This window comes from Pseudomonas sp. DCA-1, assembly GCF_046523955.1.
Taxonomy (GTDB): Bacteria; Pseudomonadota; Gammaproteobacteria; order Pseudomonadales; family Pseudomonadaceae; genus Aquipseudomonas; species Aquipseudomonas putida_Y.
The window spans coordinates 4,355,997-4,370,365 of sequence record NZ_CP169881.1 but is presented as its reverse complement, the minus strand read 5'-3'; the positions used below and the strand labels follow the sequence as shown (position 1 = coordinate 4,370,365).

Annotated in this window: 12 protein-coding genes; 9 read left to right on the top strand and 3 right to left on the bottom strand. The window is 61.3% G+C overall.

Annotated elements, in window-relative coordinates:
- Positions 1-63 precede the first annotated feature (63 nt).
- Both ACE4QZ_RS20615 and ACE4QZ_RS20610 read left to right on the top strand, forming a co-directional pair.
- Entirely contained in the window at positions 64-999 is a 936-nt protein-coding gene (locus ACE4QZ_RS20615; RefSeq protein ID WP_103469326.1) for a lipid A biosynthesis lauroyl acyltransferase, read from the top strand.
- A 145-nt stretch (positions 1,000-1,144) separates the two neighbouring features.
- Complete coding sequence (locus ACE4QZ_RS20610) at positions 1,145-2,293, top strand: patatin-like phospholipase family protein (RefSeq protein WP_410480163.1); 1,149 nt, start codon at positions 1,145-1,147, stop codon at positions 2,291-2,293.
- 86 nt (positions 2,294-2,379) lie between these two features.
- Here the strand turns inward: ACE4QZ_RS20610 and ACE4QZ_RS20605 are convergent, their stop codons facing one another.
- Positions 2,380-3,126: a VacJ family lipoprotein gene (locus ACE4QZ_RS20605; RefSeq protein ID WP_374755685.1), complete on the bottom strand. Its 747-nt coding sequence runs from the start codon at positions 3,124-3,126 to the stop codon at positions 2,380-2,382.
- A 73-nt stretch (positions 3,127-3,199) separates the two neighbouring features.
- Positions 3,200-4,498, bottom strand: a complete 1,299-nt coding sequence (locus ACE4QZ_RS20600) for a serine protein kinase PrkA (protein ID WP_021782471.1) — start codon at positions 4,496-4,498, stop codon at positions 3,200-3,202.
- A 190-nt stretch (positions 4,499-4,688) separates the two neighbouring features.
- Between ACE4QZ_RS20600 and ACE4QZ_RS20595 the strand changes: the two genes are divergently transcribed.
- The gene (locus tag ACE4QZ_RS20595; protein WP_021782470.1) at positions 4,689-5,042 is read left to right on the top strand and encodes a hypothetical protein; all 354 of its coding nucleotides are present in this window, start codon (positions 4,689-4,691) and stop codon (positions 5,040-5,042) included.
- Positions 5,043-5,576: 534 nt separating this feature from the next.
- Here the strand turns inward: ACE4QZ_RS20595 and ACE4QZ_RS20590 are convergent.
- Positions 5,577-7,142, bottom strand: a complete 1,566-nt coding sequence (locus ACE4QZ_RS20590) for a beta (1-6) glucans synthase (protein WP_410480162.1) — start codon at positions 7,140-7,142, stop codon at positions 5,577-5,579.
- A gap of 197 nt (positions 7,143-7,339) precedes the next feature.
- Here ACE4QZ_RS20590 and ACE4QZ_RS20585 point away from each other — a divergent pair, with 197 nt between their 5' ends.
- The 6 genes from ACE4QZ_RS20585 (at position 7,340) to ACE4QZ_RS20560 (ending at position 14,349) form a co-directional block, all read left to right on the top strand.
- A complete protein-coding gene (locus ACE4QZ_RS20585; protein WP_021782468.1) occupies positions 7,340-8,200 on the top strand; it encodes a glycine betaine ABC transporter substrate-binding protein in 861 nt (286 codons plus the stop codon).
- A gap of 438 nt (positions 8,201-8,638) precedes the next feature.
- Positions 8,639-8,950 (top strand): DUF485 domain-containing protein, encoded by a 312-nt coding sequence (locus tag ACE4QZ_RS20580; RefSeq protein ID WP_010952786.1) that lies wholly within the window; start codon positions 8,639-8,641, stop codon positions 8,948-8,950.
- Positions 8,947-10,611, top strand: coding sequence for a cation acetate symporter (locus ACE4QZ_RS20575; RefSeq protein WP_021782466.1), 1,665 nt, complete (start codon positions 8,947-8,949; stop codon positions 10,609-10,611). The genes ACE4QZ_RS20580 and ACE4QZ_RS20575 overlap by 4 nt, the downstream gene beginning before the upstream one ends.
- A gap of 245 nt (positions 10,612-10,856) precedes the next feature.
- Positions 10,857-11,246 carry a hypothetical protein gene (locus tag ACE4QZ_RS20570; protein ID WP_410480161.1) on the top strand — a complete coding sequence of 130 codons (390 nt, stop codon included), beginning with the start codon at positions 10,857-10,859 and terminating at the stop codon, positions 11,244-11,246.
- Positions 11,247-11,314: 68 nt separating this feature from the next.
- On the top strand, positions 11,315-11,806 hold the full coding sequence (locus ACE4QZ_RS20565) for a CS1 type fimbrial major subunit (RefSeq protein WP_021782464.1): 492 nt from the start codon (positions 11,315-11,317) through the stop codon (positions 11,804-11,806).
- A gap of 74 nt (positions 11,807-11,880) precedes the next feature.
- A complete protein-coding gene (locus tag ACE4QZ_RS20560; protein ID WP_410480160.1) occupies positions 11,881-14,349 on the top strand; it encodes a CS1-pili formation C-terminal domain-containing protein in 2,469 nt (822 codons plus the stop codon).
- Positions 14,350-14,369 lie beyond the last annotated feature (20 nt).

The window sequence follows — 14,369 nt, the reverse complement described above, 5'->3', positions numbered from 1 at the left end:
GTTGCCCGCAACATGCGCTGATCCGTTGTAGAATGCGCGGCCTTTGTCTTTCCGGATGCTTCAATGGAACGCCCGCGTTTTCGTCCCTATTACCTTCACCCCAAGTTCTGGGGCCTGTGGCTGGGCCTGGGCCTGCTGTGGCTAGTAGTCCAGTTGCCGTACCGGGTGCTGCTGAAAATCGGTGCCGCGCTGGGCGCTGTCATGTATCACTTTGCCGGTGAACGTCGGCGCATTGCCGCGCGCAACCTGGAACTGTGCTTCCCGGAGCTGTCGGTCGACGAACGGCAGCGTTTGCTCAAGGCCAACTTTGCCTCAACCGGCATCGCCTTCTTCGAAATGGCCATGAGCTGGTGGTGGCCCAAGGCCAGGTTGGCGCGCCTGGCCCATATCGAGGGCCTTGAGCACCTGCAAGCCGCCCAGCAGGCGGGGCAGGGCGCGATCCTCATGGCGGTGCACTTCACGACCCTGGAAATCGGCGCCGCGCTGCTCGGCCAGCAGCACACCATCGACGGCATGTACCGCGAACATGGCAATGCGCTGTTCGATTTCATCCAGCGCAGCGGCCGCGAGCGGCACAACCTCGACTCGCTGGCGGTGGAGCGTGAAGACGTGCGCGGCATGCTCAAGCTGCTGCGTTCGGGCCGGGCGATCTGGTACGCACCGGACCAGGACTATGGCGCCAAGCAAAGTATCTTCGTGCCACTGTTCGGCATCCCGGCAGCGACGGTAACGGCCACTACCAAGTTCGCCCGGTTGGGGAAGGCGCAGGTGATTCCGTTCACCCAGAAGCGCCTGGAGGATGGTAGCGGCTATCGGCTGGTCATCCACCCGCCGCTGGCGGATTTCCCCGGGGAAAGCGAAGAGGCCGATTGCCTGCGCATCAACCAGTGGGTCGAGAGCGTATTGCGCGAGTGCCCCGAGCAGTACCTGTGGGCGCACCGCCGTTTCAAGTCGCGGCCCGAAGGGTCGCCGCGGCTGTATGACAAGAAAAAGCGCTGAACCTTGTAAGCAGGCCTGGCCTCTTCGCGGGTAAACCCGCTCCTGCAGGATTACCACAGGTTCTGCATATTGCGGGGCCCTGTGGGAGCGGGTTTACCCGCGAAGAAGCCGGGCATGAAAGCACCTTGACCCCAGGAAGGACTCCATGGCTCCACCCCCGGTAACCGGTCTCATCCTTTCTGGCGGCGGCGCCCGCGCCGCCTACCAGGTCGGCGTGCTGGCGGGCATCGCCGAGTTGCTGCCCGCCGGCGCGCACAACCCGTTCCCGGTCATTGTTGGCACCTCCGCCGGGGCCATCAACGCTGTCACCCTGGCCAGTGGTGCGGTGCACTTCAACGACGCCGTGCAGCGGCTCACTGCCTTCTGGCAGAATTTCCGCAGCCATCTGGTCATCCGCAGCGACTGGCCCGGGGTCGTGCGCCAGGCCAGCCGTTTCGTCGGCCACAACCTGCTGGGGCTGGGTGGCCAGGCCCCTGTGGCGTTGCTCGACAGCAGTCCGTTGCGCAGCCTGCTGCAAACGCACCTGAACCTGGATGGTATCGGCCACGCCTTGGCCGCCGAGCAACTGCGCGCCGTGGCGGTGACCGCCTTTGGCTACGAGTCTGGCCAGGCGGTGACCTTCTACCAGGGCCGCGGCACCATCGAGGCCTGGCTGCGTCACCGGCGTATTGGTGTACCCGCACCGCTGACCATCGACCACCTGCTGGCCAGCGCGGCGATTCCGCTGCTATTCGCCCCGGTGCAACTGGGCGGTGAATATTATGGCGACGGTGCAGTGCGCCAGTCGGCGCCGATCAGCCCGGCCTTGCATCTGGGCGCCAGCCGGGTGCTAGTGGTCGGGGTCAGCGGAAACCCGCAGCGGCCAGCGCCACCGGTGCCGCCCCAACGTGTGTTCAGCGGGCAGCAACCGAGCCTGGCGCAGATCGGCGGGCACCTGCTCAACAGTACGTTCATTGACAGCCTGGAAGACGATATCGAACTGCTGCAGCGCCTCAACCACTTGAGCGGGCTATTGCCGGCGCACCTTGATGCCCGGCGCCTGGGGTTGGCACCGATCGATGTTCTGGTGGTGGCGCCCAGCCAGCCGCTGGATGAGATTGCCGCTCGGCACCGCCGTGAGTTGCCGGCGGCGTTGCGCCTGTTTTTACGTGGGCCAGGGGCGACGCGCACCAGCGGGGCGGGGGTGTTGAGCTATTTGCTGTTCGAGGCCAGCTATTGCAGTGAACTGATCGAACTGGGGCGGCGCGATGCCCTGGCCAAGAAGCGCGAGCTTTGTGAATTCCTGGCGATTTGATGTTGTCTGTGCGGGCCCTTTCGCGACAAGGGGTGCGCCAATACCTGTGTAGGAGCGGGTTCACCCGCGAAAGGGCCGCAGCAGGTTTACTCGGCTATCTGCAACTTGCGCGCCTGGGTATATACATACCGCACCTTTTCATACTCGAACGGCGAGTTGAGCTGGCCATAGCGGAATTTGGTCGTATAGCGCTTGTCCACCACGCGCAGGGCGAAGATTTCCGGGTGGTCGCTGCTGACTTCAGCCACGTTCAGGTAGTTGACTGCCTGCTCTCCCGCATAGTCCACCACAATCCCGGTGGTATCGCGCAGGTTCGATGGCCCTAGCACCGGCAGCATCAGGTACGGCCCCTCGGGTACGCCATAGAAGCCCAGGGTCTGGCCAAAGTCCTCACTCTGGCGCGGCAGGCCCATGCTGGTCGCCGGGTCCCACAGCCCACCCACGCCGATAATGGTGTTGAACATCAGTCGCGCAGTGATTTCTGCCGAGCGCTTGGCTTTGAGCTGCAACACGCTGTTGAACAGGTTCGGCACATCGCCAAGGTTGTTGAAGAAGTTGCTCACCCCCGTGCGCACGAAGCTTGGGGTGACATACTGGTAGCCATTCACCAGCGGCAGCAGCACCCATTGGTCCAGTCGGTAGTTGAAGTGATAGATGCGCCGGTTGATCGACTCCAGCGGGTCGTACACGTTAAGCGCCGCCAAGGTTGAGCGCTCGAACTCGCGCTGATCCAGCCCAGGGTTGAATTTCAGCTCACGCAGCGGGTCGAGGAAGCCATCGGCTTCAGGCGCCAGGGGCGCGGTACCGATCACCTGCGGGTCGGCCTCGACCACGCTGGCTCGTGGTGCGGTTTCGGCGGCCAGGGTGTGACCCGCGGCAAGCAGGGCAGTGGCGAAGAGGAGTTTGTTAACCACGGAAGAACTCCAGCATGGCGTCACTGTTGACGCGATAGTTGAGGTTGCCGCAATGGCCGCCATGGGGGTAAAGGGTCAGTCGGTCACCGAACACCTTGCGTAAAAAGCCAATGTCGCCCGGGCCGAGAATGACGTCATCGGCGTTGTGCATCACGGCGATCTTGTCACTGCTGCGCAGGTAGTCTTCCAGCGCATACAGGCTTACCTGGTTGACCAACTGCAGGATGCTGTTGCCGTCGGTGCGGGCGCGCCACATCGGAATCACCTGCTCGGTCATGTAGCAGTCGAAGTCGCACTGCAGGGCGCGCTTGAAGAACGGCGTGAGGCTGCTGCCTTCGGTGATCGGGAACTTCGGCGGAATGATCAGGCCGCGGCGGTTGATCAGGTCGGAGGTAAAAGCAATGTCCGCTGCCGAGAAGCGGAACGAAGTACCGATCAGCATGGCCATCTGTTCGTTGGACAGGTGCTGGCGCGACTGCTGGAAGTCGTACAGCAGGGCGTCGTTCAGGTCGATGTAGCCCTTGTCCTGGAAGTAACGGGTGAGTTTTTCCAGCATCAGCTCGTAGAACGTGGTGCTGCGGTCGATGCCCTTGACCTGGGTTTGCACCAGTTTGTCGAGGTTGTTGATCGAGGTGTAGAGGTTGACCGGTGGGTTGAGCAGCAGCACACGCTTGAAGTTGAAGCTGCGGCGGGTTTCGTCCAGGTGGCTGACGAAGGCGGCGTCGAGCGCACCCAGGCTGTAACCGGTGAGGTAGAAATCACTGACCGGCAGGCGTGGATGCTGGGCGCGCACGGCCTGCATCACCCGGTACATGTCTTCGGCGTCTTCCTGGCTGATGCCGGGGGTAGCAAAGCGCGAGGCTGCACTCATGAAGTCATAGCTGGTGGGCGATGACAGTTGCACCACGTGGAAACCCGCCTTGTAGAACAGCTTTTTCAGGTATTCATTGATGCTGCTGCTGTAGGGCGCGCCGGTGCCGGCGATGATGAAGATCAGCGGCGCTTCGCGATCCTGTCGAGCCAGGCGGTACTTGAGCTTCTTCACGGCCCAGAAGTTGTCGGGCAAGGTGAACTCACGTTCCGGGCGCAAGTTCAGGCTGTAGTCGGACTGATTGATTTCATCGTCGTTTGGCAAGTCAGGGCGCTTGTCCGGCGGCGTGGTGGCGATGGTCGCCTCGAACGGGTTGGTCAAAGGGTAGCCATAGCTGGCAGCGTCGATATCCCGCGCTGAAGCGGCCACAGCCATGAGCAGGCTGCCGAGCAGGGCAGCGAGGCGCAAAGATCGAAGCATTTAATCCCCCAAAAGAACGCAAGGTCGAGCAGTGTGCAGGCTAGGACCACAGCCAGGCGGGCAAAGTTGCCCGCTGCGGTGGCCTTTGGCGTACTTGCTATCTGCAACATAGCTGCCGGGGTGTGATTTTGCCTTAGAAACGGGCATAAGCGATCATGGACGTTTTCGATTACCGCTATTGGAGAACAGGATGTCTCGTTCGCTGCCGACGGTGCTGCTGGTGCTGTTTCTGGGGCTTTGGCTCGCGGCCAGTTATGGTGTGCGTTACGGCCTGATGGAGGATGGCCAGTGGGTAGGGCTGTGCGCAGTGCCGACGGCGTACTGGCAGTGCGAGGTGCGTTCGCTGCTGGGGTTGGGCATTCACCATCAGGTGATGGCCTGGGGCGGGCTGGGTCTTGCGCTGCTGGCGCAGGTGGCTCCCGGCCGCGCTGGCTGGTGGCTGGCGGTGCTGGCCCTGGTGTTCGCGGTGCCGGCGCTGGTGCTGTATACCGCCAGCATTGCAGTGTTTGCGCTGGTATTGGCGGGGTTGCGCCTGGTCAGGTAATTGCGGTGCGGCTGACAGGCGTCCGTTTTGGAATTTGTGGTGGGGCGGAGATCGAGCGCCGCCCGCGCGGCGCATCGCGAGCTACGCTCGCTCCTACGTTTGTTTTTGGCCAGTAACGCCTGTGGCAGGCGCGCGCGACCGCCTTCTCGTACGACGCGATATCGAGCCATGCGCCAAGGCGTTCGCGCACAGATCTCACAGGCATGATTGGCCCGAAACAAACGGAGCGAGCGTAGCTCGCGATGCTGCGGTGCGGCTGACAGGTGTCCGTTTTGGATTTTGTGGTGGGGCGGAGATCGAGCGCCGCCCGCGCGGCGCATCGCGAGCTGCGCTCGCTCCTACGTTTGTTTTTGGCCAGTAACGCCTGTGGCAGGCGCGCGCGACCGCCTTCTCGTACGACGCGATATCGAGCCATGCGCCAAGGCGTACGCGCGCAAATCCCACAGGAATGACTGGCCCGAAACAAACGTAGGAGCGAGCGTAGCTCGCGATGCGCCGCGCGGGCGGCGCTCGATCTCCGCCCCACCGCAAAAATCAAGCCTGGCGTAACCGCAAACTCCGCCACAACGCCGCTGTCATCAGCACACTCACCACAGCCCAGATCCAGGCCTGTTGGTTCTCCAGCCCTTCCACGAACAACTGCGGCGCCACCCCGGCCCCGACGATGAACGCCAGCAACGCCACCTCCGGCCTCCGCGCCCGCACCGGCCACAACACATACACCAGCGCCGGCAACGCCAGCGCTGCGCTGGGGAAACTGCGGTAGCGTGGGTCGAACACCAGTGCCAACATGCTCACCGCCGCCGCAAAGCCCGCCGCCAGCAACAGCCAGCCAGCTTGCACCTGCAGCCGGGCGAACAAGCGCTCACGCCAGCCGGCTCGCCGCGCCAGCGCCAACAACGCATGGGCCAGCACCAGCAGGTTCAGCCCGGCCAGCATCAGTGCCCATAACCACTCCCCGGCAAAGCGCGCATGGGTACGCATCAACTCGCCCCACAGGCCCAGGCAAGCGGCGCCAAACGCCGCCAGCAATGGCAGCAGCAAGGCCGCCATCGGTGTAGCGGGGCGCCCGGCCAGCACCAGCATGATCACCATCAGCACGGCACTGGCCAGCAGCCACCGCGGCCAGTCATGCAGGTTGCTCACTGGCCCTTCGAGCACACCCTTGTCCTGCCGGTCCGCGTCGTATAACCCCCAGTAGCCGCCCACCGCGCCCTCATTGACGCGTTTCCATGGCTGATCGAAGGCTTCGATCAGGTTGTAGTGCCAGCCATTGCGCTCGGCCATGGCCACAAAGCCGCGGATGAAGCGCGCTTCATTGACCCGGCTGGGTACCGCAGTTTCGCGTTGGCGGCCTTCGCTGGGCCAGCCGGTTTCGCCAATCAGTATGTCCTTGGGCGCGAAGCGTGTGCCGAATACCCGGCGCACGTCGGCGACGTGGGCCAAGGCCTCGTCGATGCCACGCGGGTCGTCCTCCCAGTAGGGCAGCAGATGGATGGTCAGGAAGTCCACTGCCGGGGCCACCTGCGGGTGCTGCAGCCAGAACTCCCAGACATCGGCGTAGGTCACCGGTACCTTGACCTGGCTCTTCACCCGCCCGATCAGCTTGGCCAGGTGGGCACCGGTCACCTCCTTGCGCAACAGTGTCTCATTGCCGACGATCACCGCGCTGACCACGTCAGGGTTGGCGTTGGCAGCGGCGATCAGCAGGTTGATTTCCTTCTCGGTGTCGGCCGGGTGGGCATTCACCCAGGCGCCCAGCATCACCTTCAGACCGTGCTTGCGTGCCAGCGCCGGGATTGCCTCAAGACCGCTCATGGAATAGGTACGGATGCACTGAAACCGCTCGGCCAGTAACGCCAGGTCGGCGTCCATCCGCGCCGGGCGCAGGCGAAACGGCTGGTCGTAAGGCGATTGGTCTTTGTCAAAAGGTGTGTACGAGGCGCACTGCAGCTTGTGTGCAGGGCTGGCCGCATCGGGCAGGTGCACTGGCTTGCCCAGCCCGTACCAGAGCCCCCCCAGCCCGAACAGGGCCAGCAGGCAGGCAAGCAGGTACAACGGTAACAACAGGCGGCTACAACTGGGCATCGGGCGGTCCATCGTCTGGCACAAAAGGTTAGATAGTAGCCCGGCGCCAAACCTTTGGCATGCAAGGATCGCGCAGGCCGCTGCCGGCCGATGGCGCTAATGGCATAGTGCTGTCGCATATGGGGCGGGTACAGGTCGCAGCTGGATCAGGTCGTCTTGTGTTGCAGGAAGATGATGCAATCTCCAAGACCTGACGAGGGGATGCTTTGATGGCAACTTTGAAGAAAATGCGACGTTTACTGGGTGTGGGCACCGCCCTGGTAATGGCCATGAGCGCTGCACAGGCTATGGCCAAAGAAGTAAGCATTGGTTACGTGGATGGTTGGGCCGACAGCGTGGCGACCACCAACGTGGCTGCCGAAGTAATCAAGCAAAAACTCGGCTACGACGTGAAGTTGCAGGCCGTTGCCACGGGGATCATGTGGCAGGGTGTGGCAACTGGCAAGCTCGATGCCATGTTGTCGGCCTGGTTGCCGGTGACCCATGGCGAGTACTGGGCCAAGAACAAGGACAACGTGGTCGACTACGGCCCGAACTTCAAGGACGCCAAGATCGGCCTGATCGTCCCCGAGTACGTCAAGGCAGTGAGCATCGCCGACCTCAAGACCGATAACAGCTTCAAGGACAGGATCGTCGGCATTGATGCAGGCTCCGGTGTGATGCTCAAGACCGACCAGGCAATCAAGGACTATGGCCTGACGAGTTACAAGTTGCAGGCCAGCTCGGGCGCTGCGATGACTGCGGAGCTGGGCCGTGCCTATGCCAAGCACCAGTCGATTGCGGTGACCGGTTGGGTTCCGCACTGGATGTTCGCCAAGTGGAAGCTGAAGTTCCTCGAAGATCCGAAAGGCGTATATGGCGCGTCGGAAACCGTTAACAGCATCGGCAGCAAGGAACTGGCAACCAAGGCACCGGAAGTGGCGGAGTTCCTGAAGAAGTTCAACTGGCAGTCCAAGGACGAGATTGGCGAGGTGATGCTGGCGATTCAGGAAGGGGCCAAACCTGAAGCAGCAGCCAAGGACTGGGTAGCCAAGCACCCTGATCGTGTGAAGGAGTGGACTGGCAAGTAACTTTGGGCGTTTCACGTTGTTTTTTTAACGCCAGTTAGATCGAGCGCCGCCCGCGCGGCGGATCGCGAGCTGCGCTCGCTCCTACGTTTGTTTCGGGCCAATTATACCTGTGGGTTTTTCGCGCGAACGCCTTGGCGCATGGCGCAATATCGCGTCGCACAAACAAGGCGGTCGCGTGCGCCTGCCACAGGAATGACTGGCCCCAAACAAACGTAGGAGCGAGCGCAGCTCGCGATGCGCCGCGCGGGCAGCGCTGGTTTTATGCCCGACCGCAAAACCTGAACCGGTCCCTTGCCACCCCTGGCCAAATCTCTTCTTTGTTACGCAATCGGTAAAACACCGTTGCATCTAAGACTAAGGTCGTCTGGTTGGCGTCCGGCAGCCGCATAAAGTAAGGGTGTGGGTTCTTCCCCTACCTGTGCTGCTAGGACAAAAACAATGAACGACAGCATTTACCTCTCGATACAAAACAGCCCCCGTTTCAAGGAGCTGGTCACCAAACGCGAACGGTTCGCCTGGATTCTCTCGGCGATCATGCTCGGCCTTTACTGCGCCTTCATCCTCCTGATCGCCTACGGTCCTCATGTGCTGGGCGCGAAGCTCAGTCCTGAGTCATCGATTACCTGGGGCATTCCCCTGGGCGTCGGCCTGATCGTCTCGGCATTCGTCCTGACCGCCATCTACGTGCGCCGCGCCAACGGCGAGTTCGATGAGCTGAACAAGGAAATCCTGAAGGAGGCGCAACAATGATTCGCTCTGTCAAAGCTCTGGCCGTACTGGCCTGCGGAGCCTTTGCACCCGCCGTGTGGGCCGCAGATGCCCTGACCGGCGAGGTGCAGAAACAACCGCTGAACGTTTCCGCCATTGCCATGTTCGTGACCTTCGTCGCCTTCACGCTCGGCATCACCTACTGGGCCTCCAAGCGCAACAAGTCGGCATCGGACTACTATGCTGCCGGCGGCAAGATCACCGGCTTCCAGAACGGTTTGGCGATCGCTGGCGACTACATGTCAGCCGCCTCGTTCCTGGGTATTTCCGCGCTGGTGTTCACCTCGGGTTATGACGGCCTGATCTACTCGATCGGTTTTCTGGTCGGCTGGCCGATCATTCTTTTCCTGATTGCTGAACGCCTGCGCAACCTGGGCAAGTACACCTTTGCCGACGTGGCCTCGTACCGCCTCGGGCAAAAGGAAATCCGCACCCTGTCGGCCTCCGGTTCGCTGGTGGTGGTGGCGTTCTACCTGATCGCGCAAATGGTCGGCGCCGGCAAGCTGATCGAGTTGCTGTTCGGCCTGGACTACCATGTAGCGGTGGTCATGGTGGGTATCCTGATGTGCCTGTACGTGCTGTTCGGTGGCATGCTGGCCACTACGTGGGTACAGATCATCAAGGCTGTGCTGCTGCTGTCCGGTGCCAGTTTCATGGCGCTGATGGTCATGAAGCACGTGGGCTTTGACTTCAACACGCTGTTCACCGAAGCGATCAAGGTACACGCCAAGGGTGAGGCGATCATGAGCCCCGGCGGCCTGGTCAAGGACCCGATCTCGGCATTCTCCCTGGGCCTGGCACTGATGTTCGGTACTGCCGGCCTGCCGCACATCCTGATGCGCTTCTTCACCGTCAGTGATGCCAAGGAAGCGCGCAAGAGCGTGCTGTACGCCACCGGCTTCATCGGCTACTTCTACATCCTCACCTTCATCATTGGCTTTGGTGCGATCCTGCTGGTCAGCACCAACCCGGACTTCAAGGACGCGGCAGGCGCTCTGCTGGGCGGCAACAACATGGCTGCGGTGCACCTGGCCAATGCGGTGGGTGGCAGTGTGTTCCTCGGCTTCATCTCGGCGGTGGCCTTTGCCACCATCCTGGCGGTGGTGGCTGGCCTGACCCTGGCCGGTGCCTCGGCGGTGTCCCACGACCTGTATGCCAGCGTCTGGCGCAAGGGCAAAGCCAACGACAAGGACGAGATCCGCGTATCGAAGATCACCACTGTCGCCCTGGGTGTGCTGGCGATTGGCCTGGGGATTCTGTTCGAGAAACAGAACATCGCCTTCATGGTCGGCCTGGCGTTCTCCATTGCCGCCAGCTGCAACTTCCCGGTACTGCTGCTTTCGATGTACTGGAAGAAGCTGACCACCCGCGGCGCCATGATCGGCGGCTGGCTGGGCCTGGTGAGTGCGGTGACGCTGATGATCCTTGGCCCGACCATCTGGGTACAGATTCTCGGCCACGAGAAGCCCATCTACCCGTACGAGTACCCGGCGCTGTTCTCGATGGCCATTGCCTTCGTCAGCATCTGGTTCTTCTCGGTCACCGACAAGTCCAAGGCAGCTGAGGATGAGCGCGCGCTGTTCTTCCCGCAGTTCGTGCGTTCGCAGACTGGCCTGGGTGCCAGCGGGGCGGTCTCGCACTAACGTCAACCCCTTGCATTGAAAACGCCCCGCCTGTCGGGGCGTTTTTTATTTTATGCAGTCAGAAACAGCCTACATACAGAGTTAGGCCCTGCCCATAAAGTTTCCTCATGTCGTAAGGGCATCTATAGATGCCGGCACATTTGGGGAATGTTCAATGAAGTTACGCTGTTTGATCACCTTCGCTCTCCTTGGCGTGGCGGGCGCTGCCGGGGCGAAGGAAGCAGGACATCAGTGTCCAGGCTGTCGTGTCGGTTCCTGAATTTCAGGTGAACTCGGTTGACAGTTGGTGGGAAGACGTACTTCAGGCTGAATATGACCCGGATCGGGGTGTCTTCAAGCAAATTGAAAAAGAGGTGTTTGTAAAAAGTACCTACGGCCCGATCTACGCGAAAACCGACCGTTCGGAGTATCGGTTTACCCGGGTGGGCGGTGGAGAAGCGCCCCGTCGATACCACATCATGTTGAATCGCAAAAGAATGGGCACGGCACCGGTTGAAATCGTCAGTGCTGCTGAAGCCGCTCAGGGAAAAAGCATTCAATTCAGGTTCTATCCGATGCCGGAAGCGTCGTCGACTCGCATACCCGGCACCTATGTCACGCAAGCCACCTTGATGTTCGAAACAGGGGCGCCCTGATTCGCAATTCCATTCGGGTGCTCCAGTGTGCCCGCTATTTGTTGTGCAACCGTTAAAGGAAGTTTGATGTGAAATCCTATGTATTGGCTGTCCCGTTCCTTGCATTGTTTGCCGGTGCTGCTGTCGCGTCCGCCCCTGCGCCGATCAGTCAGAATATTTCAGTGACGGCGGTCATTCCCGGGAATGAGTTTTCAGTGGCCCCCATAGGGGACTGGCTGGATAAAGGCGTGACGCTTGAATATGAGCCGGAGCGCGAAGACTTCAAGGCGGTCAGTGAAAGGTTCTCGGCACAGAGTGATGTCGGCGCTATTCAGGCCCACCTGCTGTACACAGCAGCGCTGCAAGACCCGCAAACCGACGAGAAGATTGATCTTATGATCTCTGTTGGGGGTAAACAGTTGGCGTTGACGGCCACGGAGGTCATGAGCGCGGAAGATGCTAAAGTTGGCAAGGAACTTCCCATTACCTTTAATGCCATAAGGCCCGACAGTGGTTATGTAAAGGGTGAGTATGCCGGGACAGTGAGCGTGTTGTTTGAAACTTCCTCCGCCAGCCTTTGACTGAAGCAGTGCCGCCTGCCTCAACTTACTGGATGTTTATCCGTGTAGGGGCAGGTGTTGAAGTGGATTGAATCATGTTCCAGTTTGCTGCACCCGGCCGTGCACTCGCTGTCTGGCTGCTGGGTGCTGCCTGCCTTCTGCCCCTCGAAGTGTTGGCCGAGCGCGCGTCCAGTGCCATTGACCTGAATACATTCGGGCGTTTGCCTGAAGACTTCGAGGCGCACTTCTTCGATGTGCCACTTGCCGTACGAGTGGAGCTTGATCAACGCTACCTCGGTGATGCCATGGTGGTATTGAGCCGTGATAACCGTGTGCAGTTGCTGGCGTTTACCGACACTGAGCAGAGCGCAGAGCCGGCCACACTCCGGCAGTTATGGCAACAGCGCCTGGAGGGCGGGCGCATGCTGGGCGACTGCCTGCAAAACTGCCCGGACGGGTTGCAGGCTATCCATTACAGCCTGGCCAATTCCCAGTTGTCATTGCTGACGTCCAATGCCGAGAAGCTGGAGCAGGACGCGCTCTTCCACCGCCTCCCGGAGCAGAGCGACGCTGGGTTGCTGCTGCGTAACCAGCTCAACCTGGTCAATGATGGCAATCAGACCACGGGCAGAGTCGGCCTGCTCGGTCAGGGCAATCTGCATAACTGGACGACGCTTGCCGATGCGCGCGTGGAACGCACCCCAGCGGAGCAAGGCGATATGCGTTACCGCATGAACCAGCTTTACGCAGAGAGCATGCACGAAGAGCATTTCTTTCGGCTGGGTTACTTCTCTACTGGCGCAGAAGGCCTCGTGCGCCAGCCAGCCCTTCTGGGGCGTCGCCCTGATAGCACGCTTGGCTTGATGCTGGGCAGCAGTGACAGCCTGCTGGTCGACAATGGCCAAGCCAGCGCCATCCCGGTCTATGTCACGCCGAACCGCCCGGGTATCGTCGAAATCTATCGCAATGGTTCGCTGATCAACAGTCAGCCGGTACAGGCCGGTTTACAGGCGCTCGACACGCGGGTATTGCCTGGCGGCATCTATGATGTAGAGCTGCGTTTGCTCGAAGACGGCCTGGAGACCTCGCGCAGCGAAGTGTCCATCTACAAGCCCAGCCGGTGGCAGAACATGGATAACCGCTGGCGCTACAACCTGTACCTGGGCCAGCAGGTCGAGCTGCTGAGCAACGGGGATGGCGAACGTGAACAGAGCCCGGTGTTCGGGGCCCTTTCCAACTACCTGATGCATCCTGCTGCGGTGCTGGGGCTGTCAGTGCAACAGGTCGATGCTGACCTGCAGTTGGGTACCTCGCTGGACTGGGACGTGCATGAACGGTTCAAGCTTTACGCCAGCCTCAATCAGACCCAAGGCCTGGGCAACGGCGGCGATCTGCAGTTGACCTACACCCATCCTTGGGGCTCGTTGCTACTGAGCCACAACCAGACCTGGCTGGAGCCTGGCAGTAGTGGTCGCGACGATACTTCACAGCGCCAGGTGCGCAGCCGCACCGCCTTTTCGATCAACCAGCGGATAACCGCGCGCAGTTCAGCGACGCTGCGCCTGGAACACAGTGCGGGCTCGGCAAGCGGCCTGGGTGCCGACCTGAGCTGGGCGTTCTACGGGAAGCTGCGGGGGCATCAGAGCAGTGTTCGCCTGTCACTTTTCGACAGGCCTGGAACGCGCAGCAGCGCCGGTGTCCGCAGCCGCGGTGTCAACGTTGCTGTAAGCATGAAGCTCGAGCGCGATGGCAAGCAGCTTGGGGTCGATGTGGGTAGCCGCGCCTCGCGTGAGGGGGGCAATGACCCCTACGCTTCGCTGTGGTATCGGCAGAACGTCGACCTGGGCCCCGTGCACAGCCTGGGGGGCAGCGCGACGCTCGACGGCTATGGCACCAGCCTGGCGGCCAATGGGCGCTTCCACAGCCAGGCGCTGCAGGGCGATGCCTATGCCCAGAGTTCCTCTTTCAACAATAACCTCAGCGGTGGCCTCAACCTGGAAAGCACCCTGGCGCTGGGCGACGGGAAGCTGGCCATGGGTGGCAGCAGCCTGCCGCTCGAAGCCGGTTTGATCATCGATGTCGAAAGCGATCTGCACGGTGTGAAGCTGCGCGCCAACGATGGCCAGGGCATGAGTGCAGTGCTGCACCCCGGGCGCAATATCGTGCCGGTGACGGCGTTCAAATCTGGCCATGTGCGTTTCGACTTCGACACGAAGGACGTGCCGCCAGCACAGATCCAACCCCTCGCTGTGGACTATCACCTCAACCGCGGTGGGGTGGGGTACCACGCAGTGAAAGTCATGCGAACGGTGACTGTGTTTGGCCGGCTGCTCGACGGGCAAGGCCAGCCACTGCATGGCGCGCATGTGGTCAATGACGCCGGGCGCACGGTTGTCGAGGCGGATGGCTATTTCAACGTGGAAATGAGTGAGTCACGGCCCACCCTGGAAATTCGCCATGGCACGGCAGGCAACTGCCTTCTGACATTACCGCCGGACAACTTTGATCGCGAGGATGACCTGCTGATCGTGGGTGATCAGCGGTGTGTGCCCAGTGTGGGCTGAGCCGGCTTTCGGCATGAAGC

Excerpts from the sequence above, each read along its gene's own strand:
- ACE4QZ_RS20615 (WP_103469326.1), top strand. The coding sequence starts at position 64 with ATGGAACGCCCGCGTTTTCGTCCCTATTACCTTCACCCCAAGTTCTGG.
- ACE4QZ_RS20610 (WP_410480163.1), top strand. The coding sequence starts at position 1,145 with ATGGCTCCACCCCCGGTAACCGGTCTCATCCTTTCTGGCGGCGGCGCC.
- ACE4QZ_RS20600 (WP_021782471.1), bottom strand. The coding sequence starts at position 4,498 with ATGCTTCGATCTTTGCGCCTCGCTGCCCTGCTCGGCAGCCTGCTCATG.
- ACE4QZ_RS20595 (WP_021782470.1), top strand. The coding sequence starts at position 4,689 with ATGTCTCGTTCGCTGCCGACGGTGCTGCTGGTGCTGTTTCTGGGGCTT.
- ACE4QZ_RS20590 (WP_410480162.1), bottom strand. The coding sequence starts at position 7,142 with ATGGACCGCCCGATGCCCAGTTGTAGCCGCCTGTTGTTACCGTTGTAC.
- ACE4QZ_RS20585 (WP_021782468.1), top strand. The coding sequence starts at position 7,340 with ATGGCAACTTTGAAGAAAATGCGACGTTTACTGGGTGTGGGCACCGCC.
- ACE4QZ_RS20580 (WP_010952786.1), top strand. The coding sequence starts at position 8,639 with ATGAACGACAGCATTTACCTCTCGATACAAAACAGCCCCCGTTTCAAG.
- ACE4QZ_RS20575 (WP_021782466.1), top strand. The coding sequence starts at position 8,947 with ATGATTCGCTCTGTCAAAGCTCTGGCCGTACTGGCCTGCGGAGCCTTT.
- ACE4QZ_RS20560 (WP_410480160.1), top strand. The coding sequence starts at position 11,881 with ATGTTCCAGTTTGCTGCACCCGGCCGTGCACTCGCTGTCTGGCTGCTG.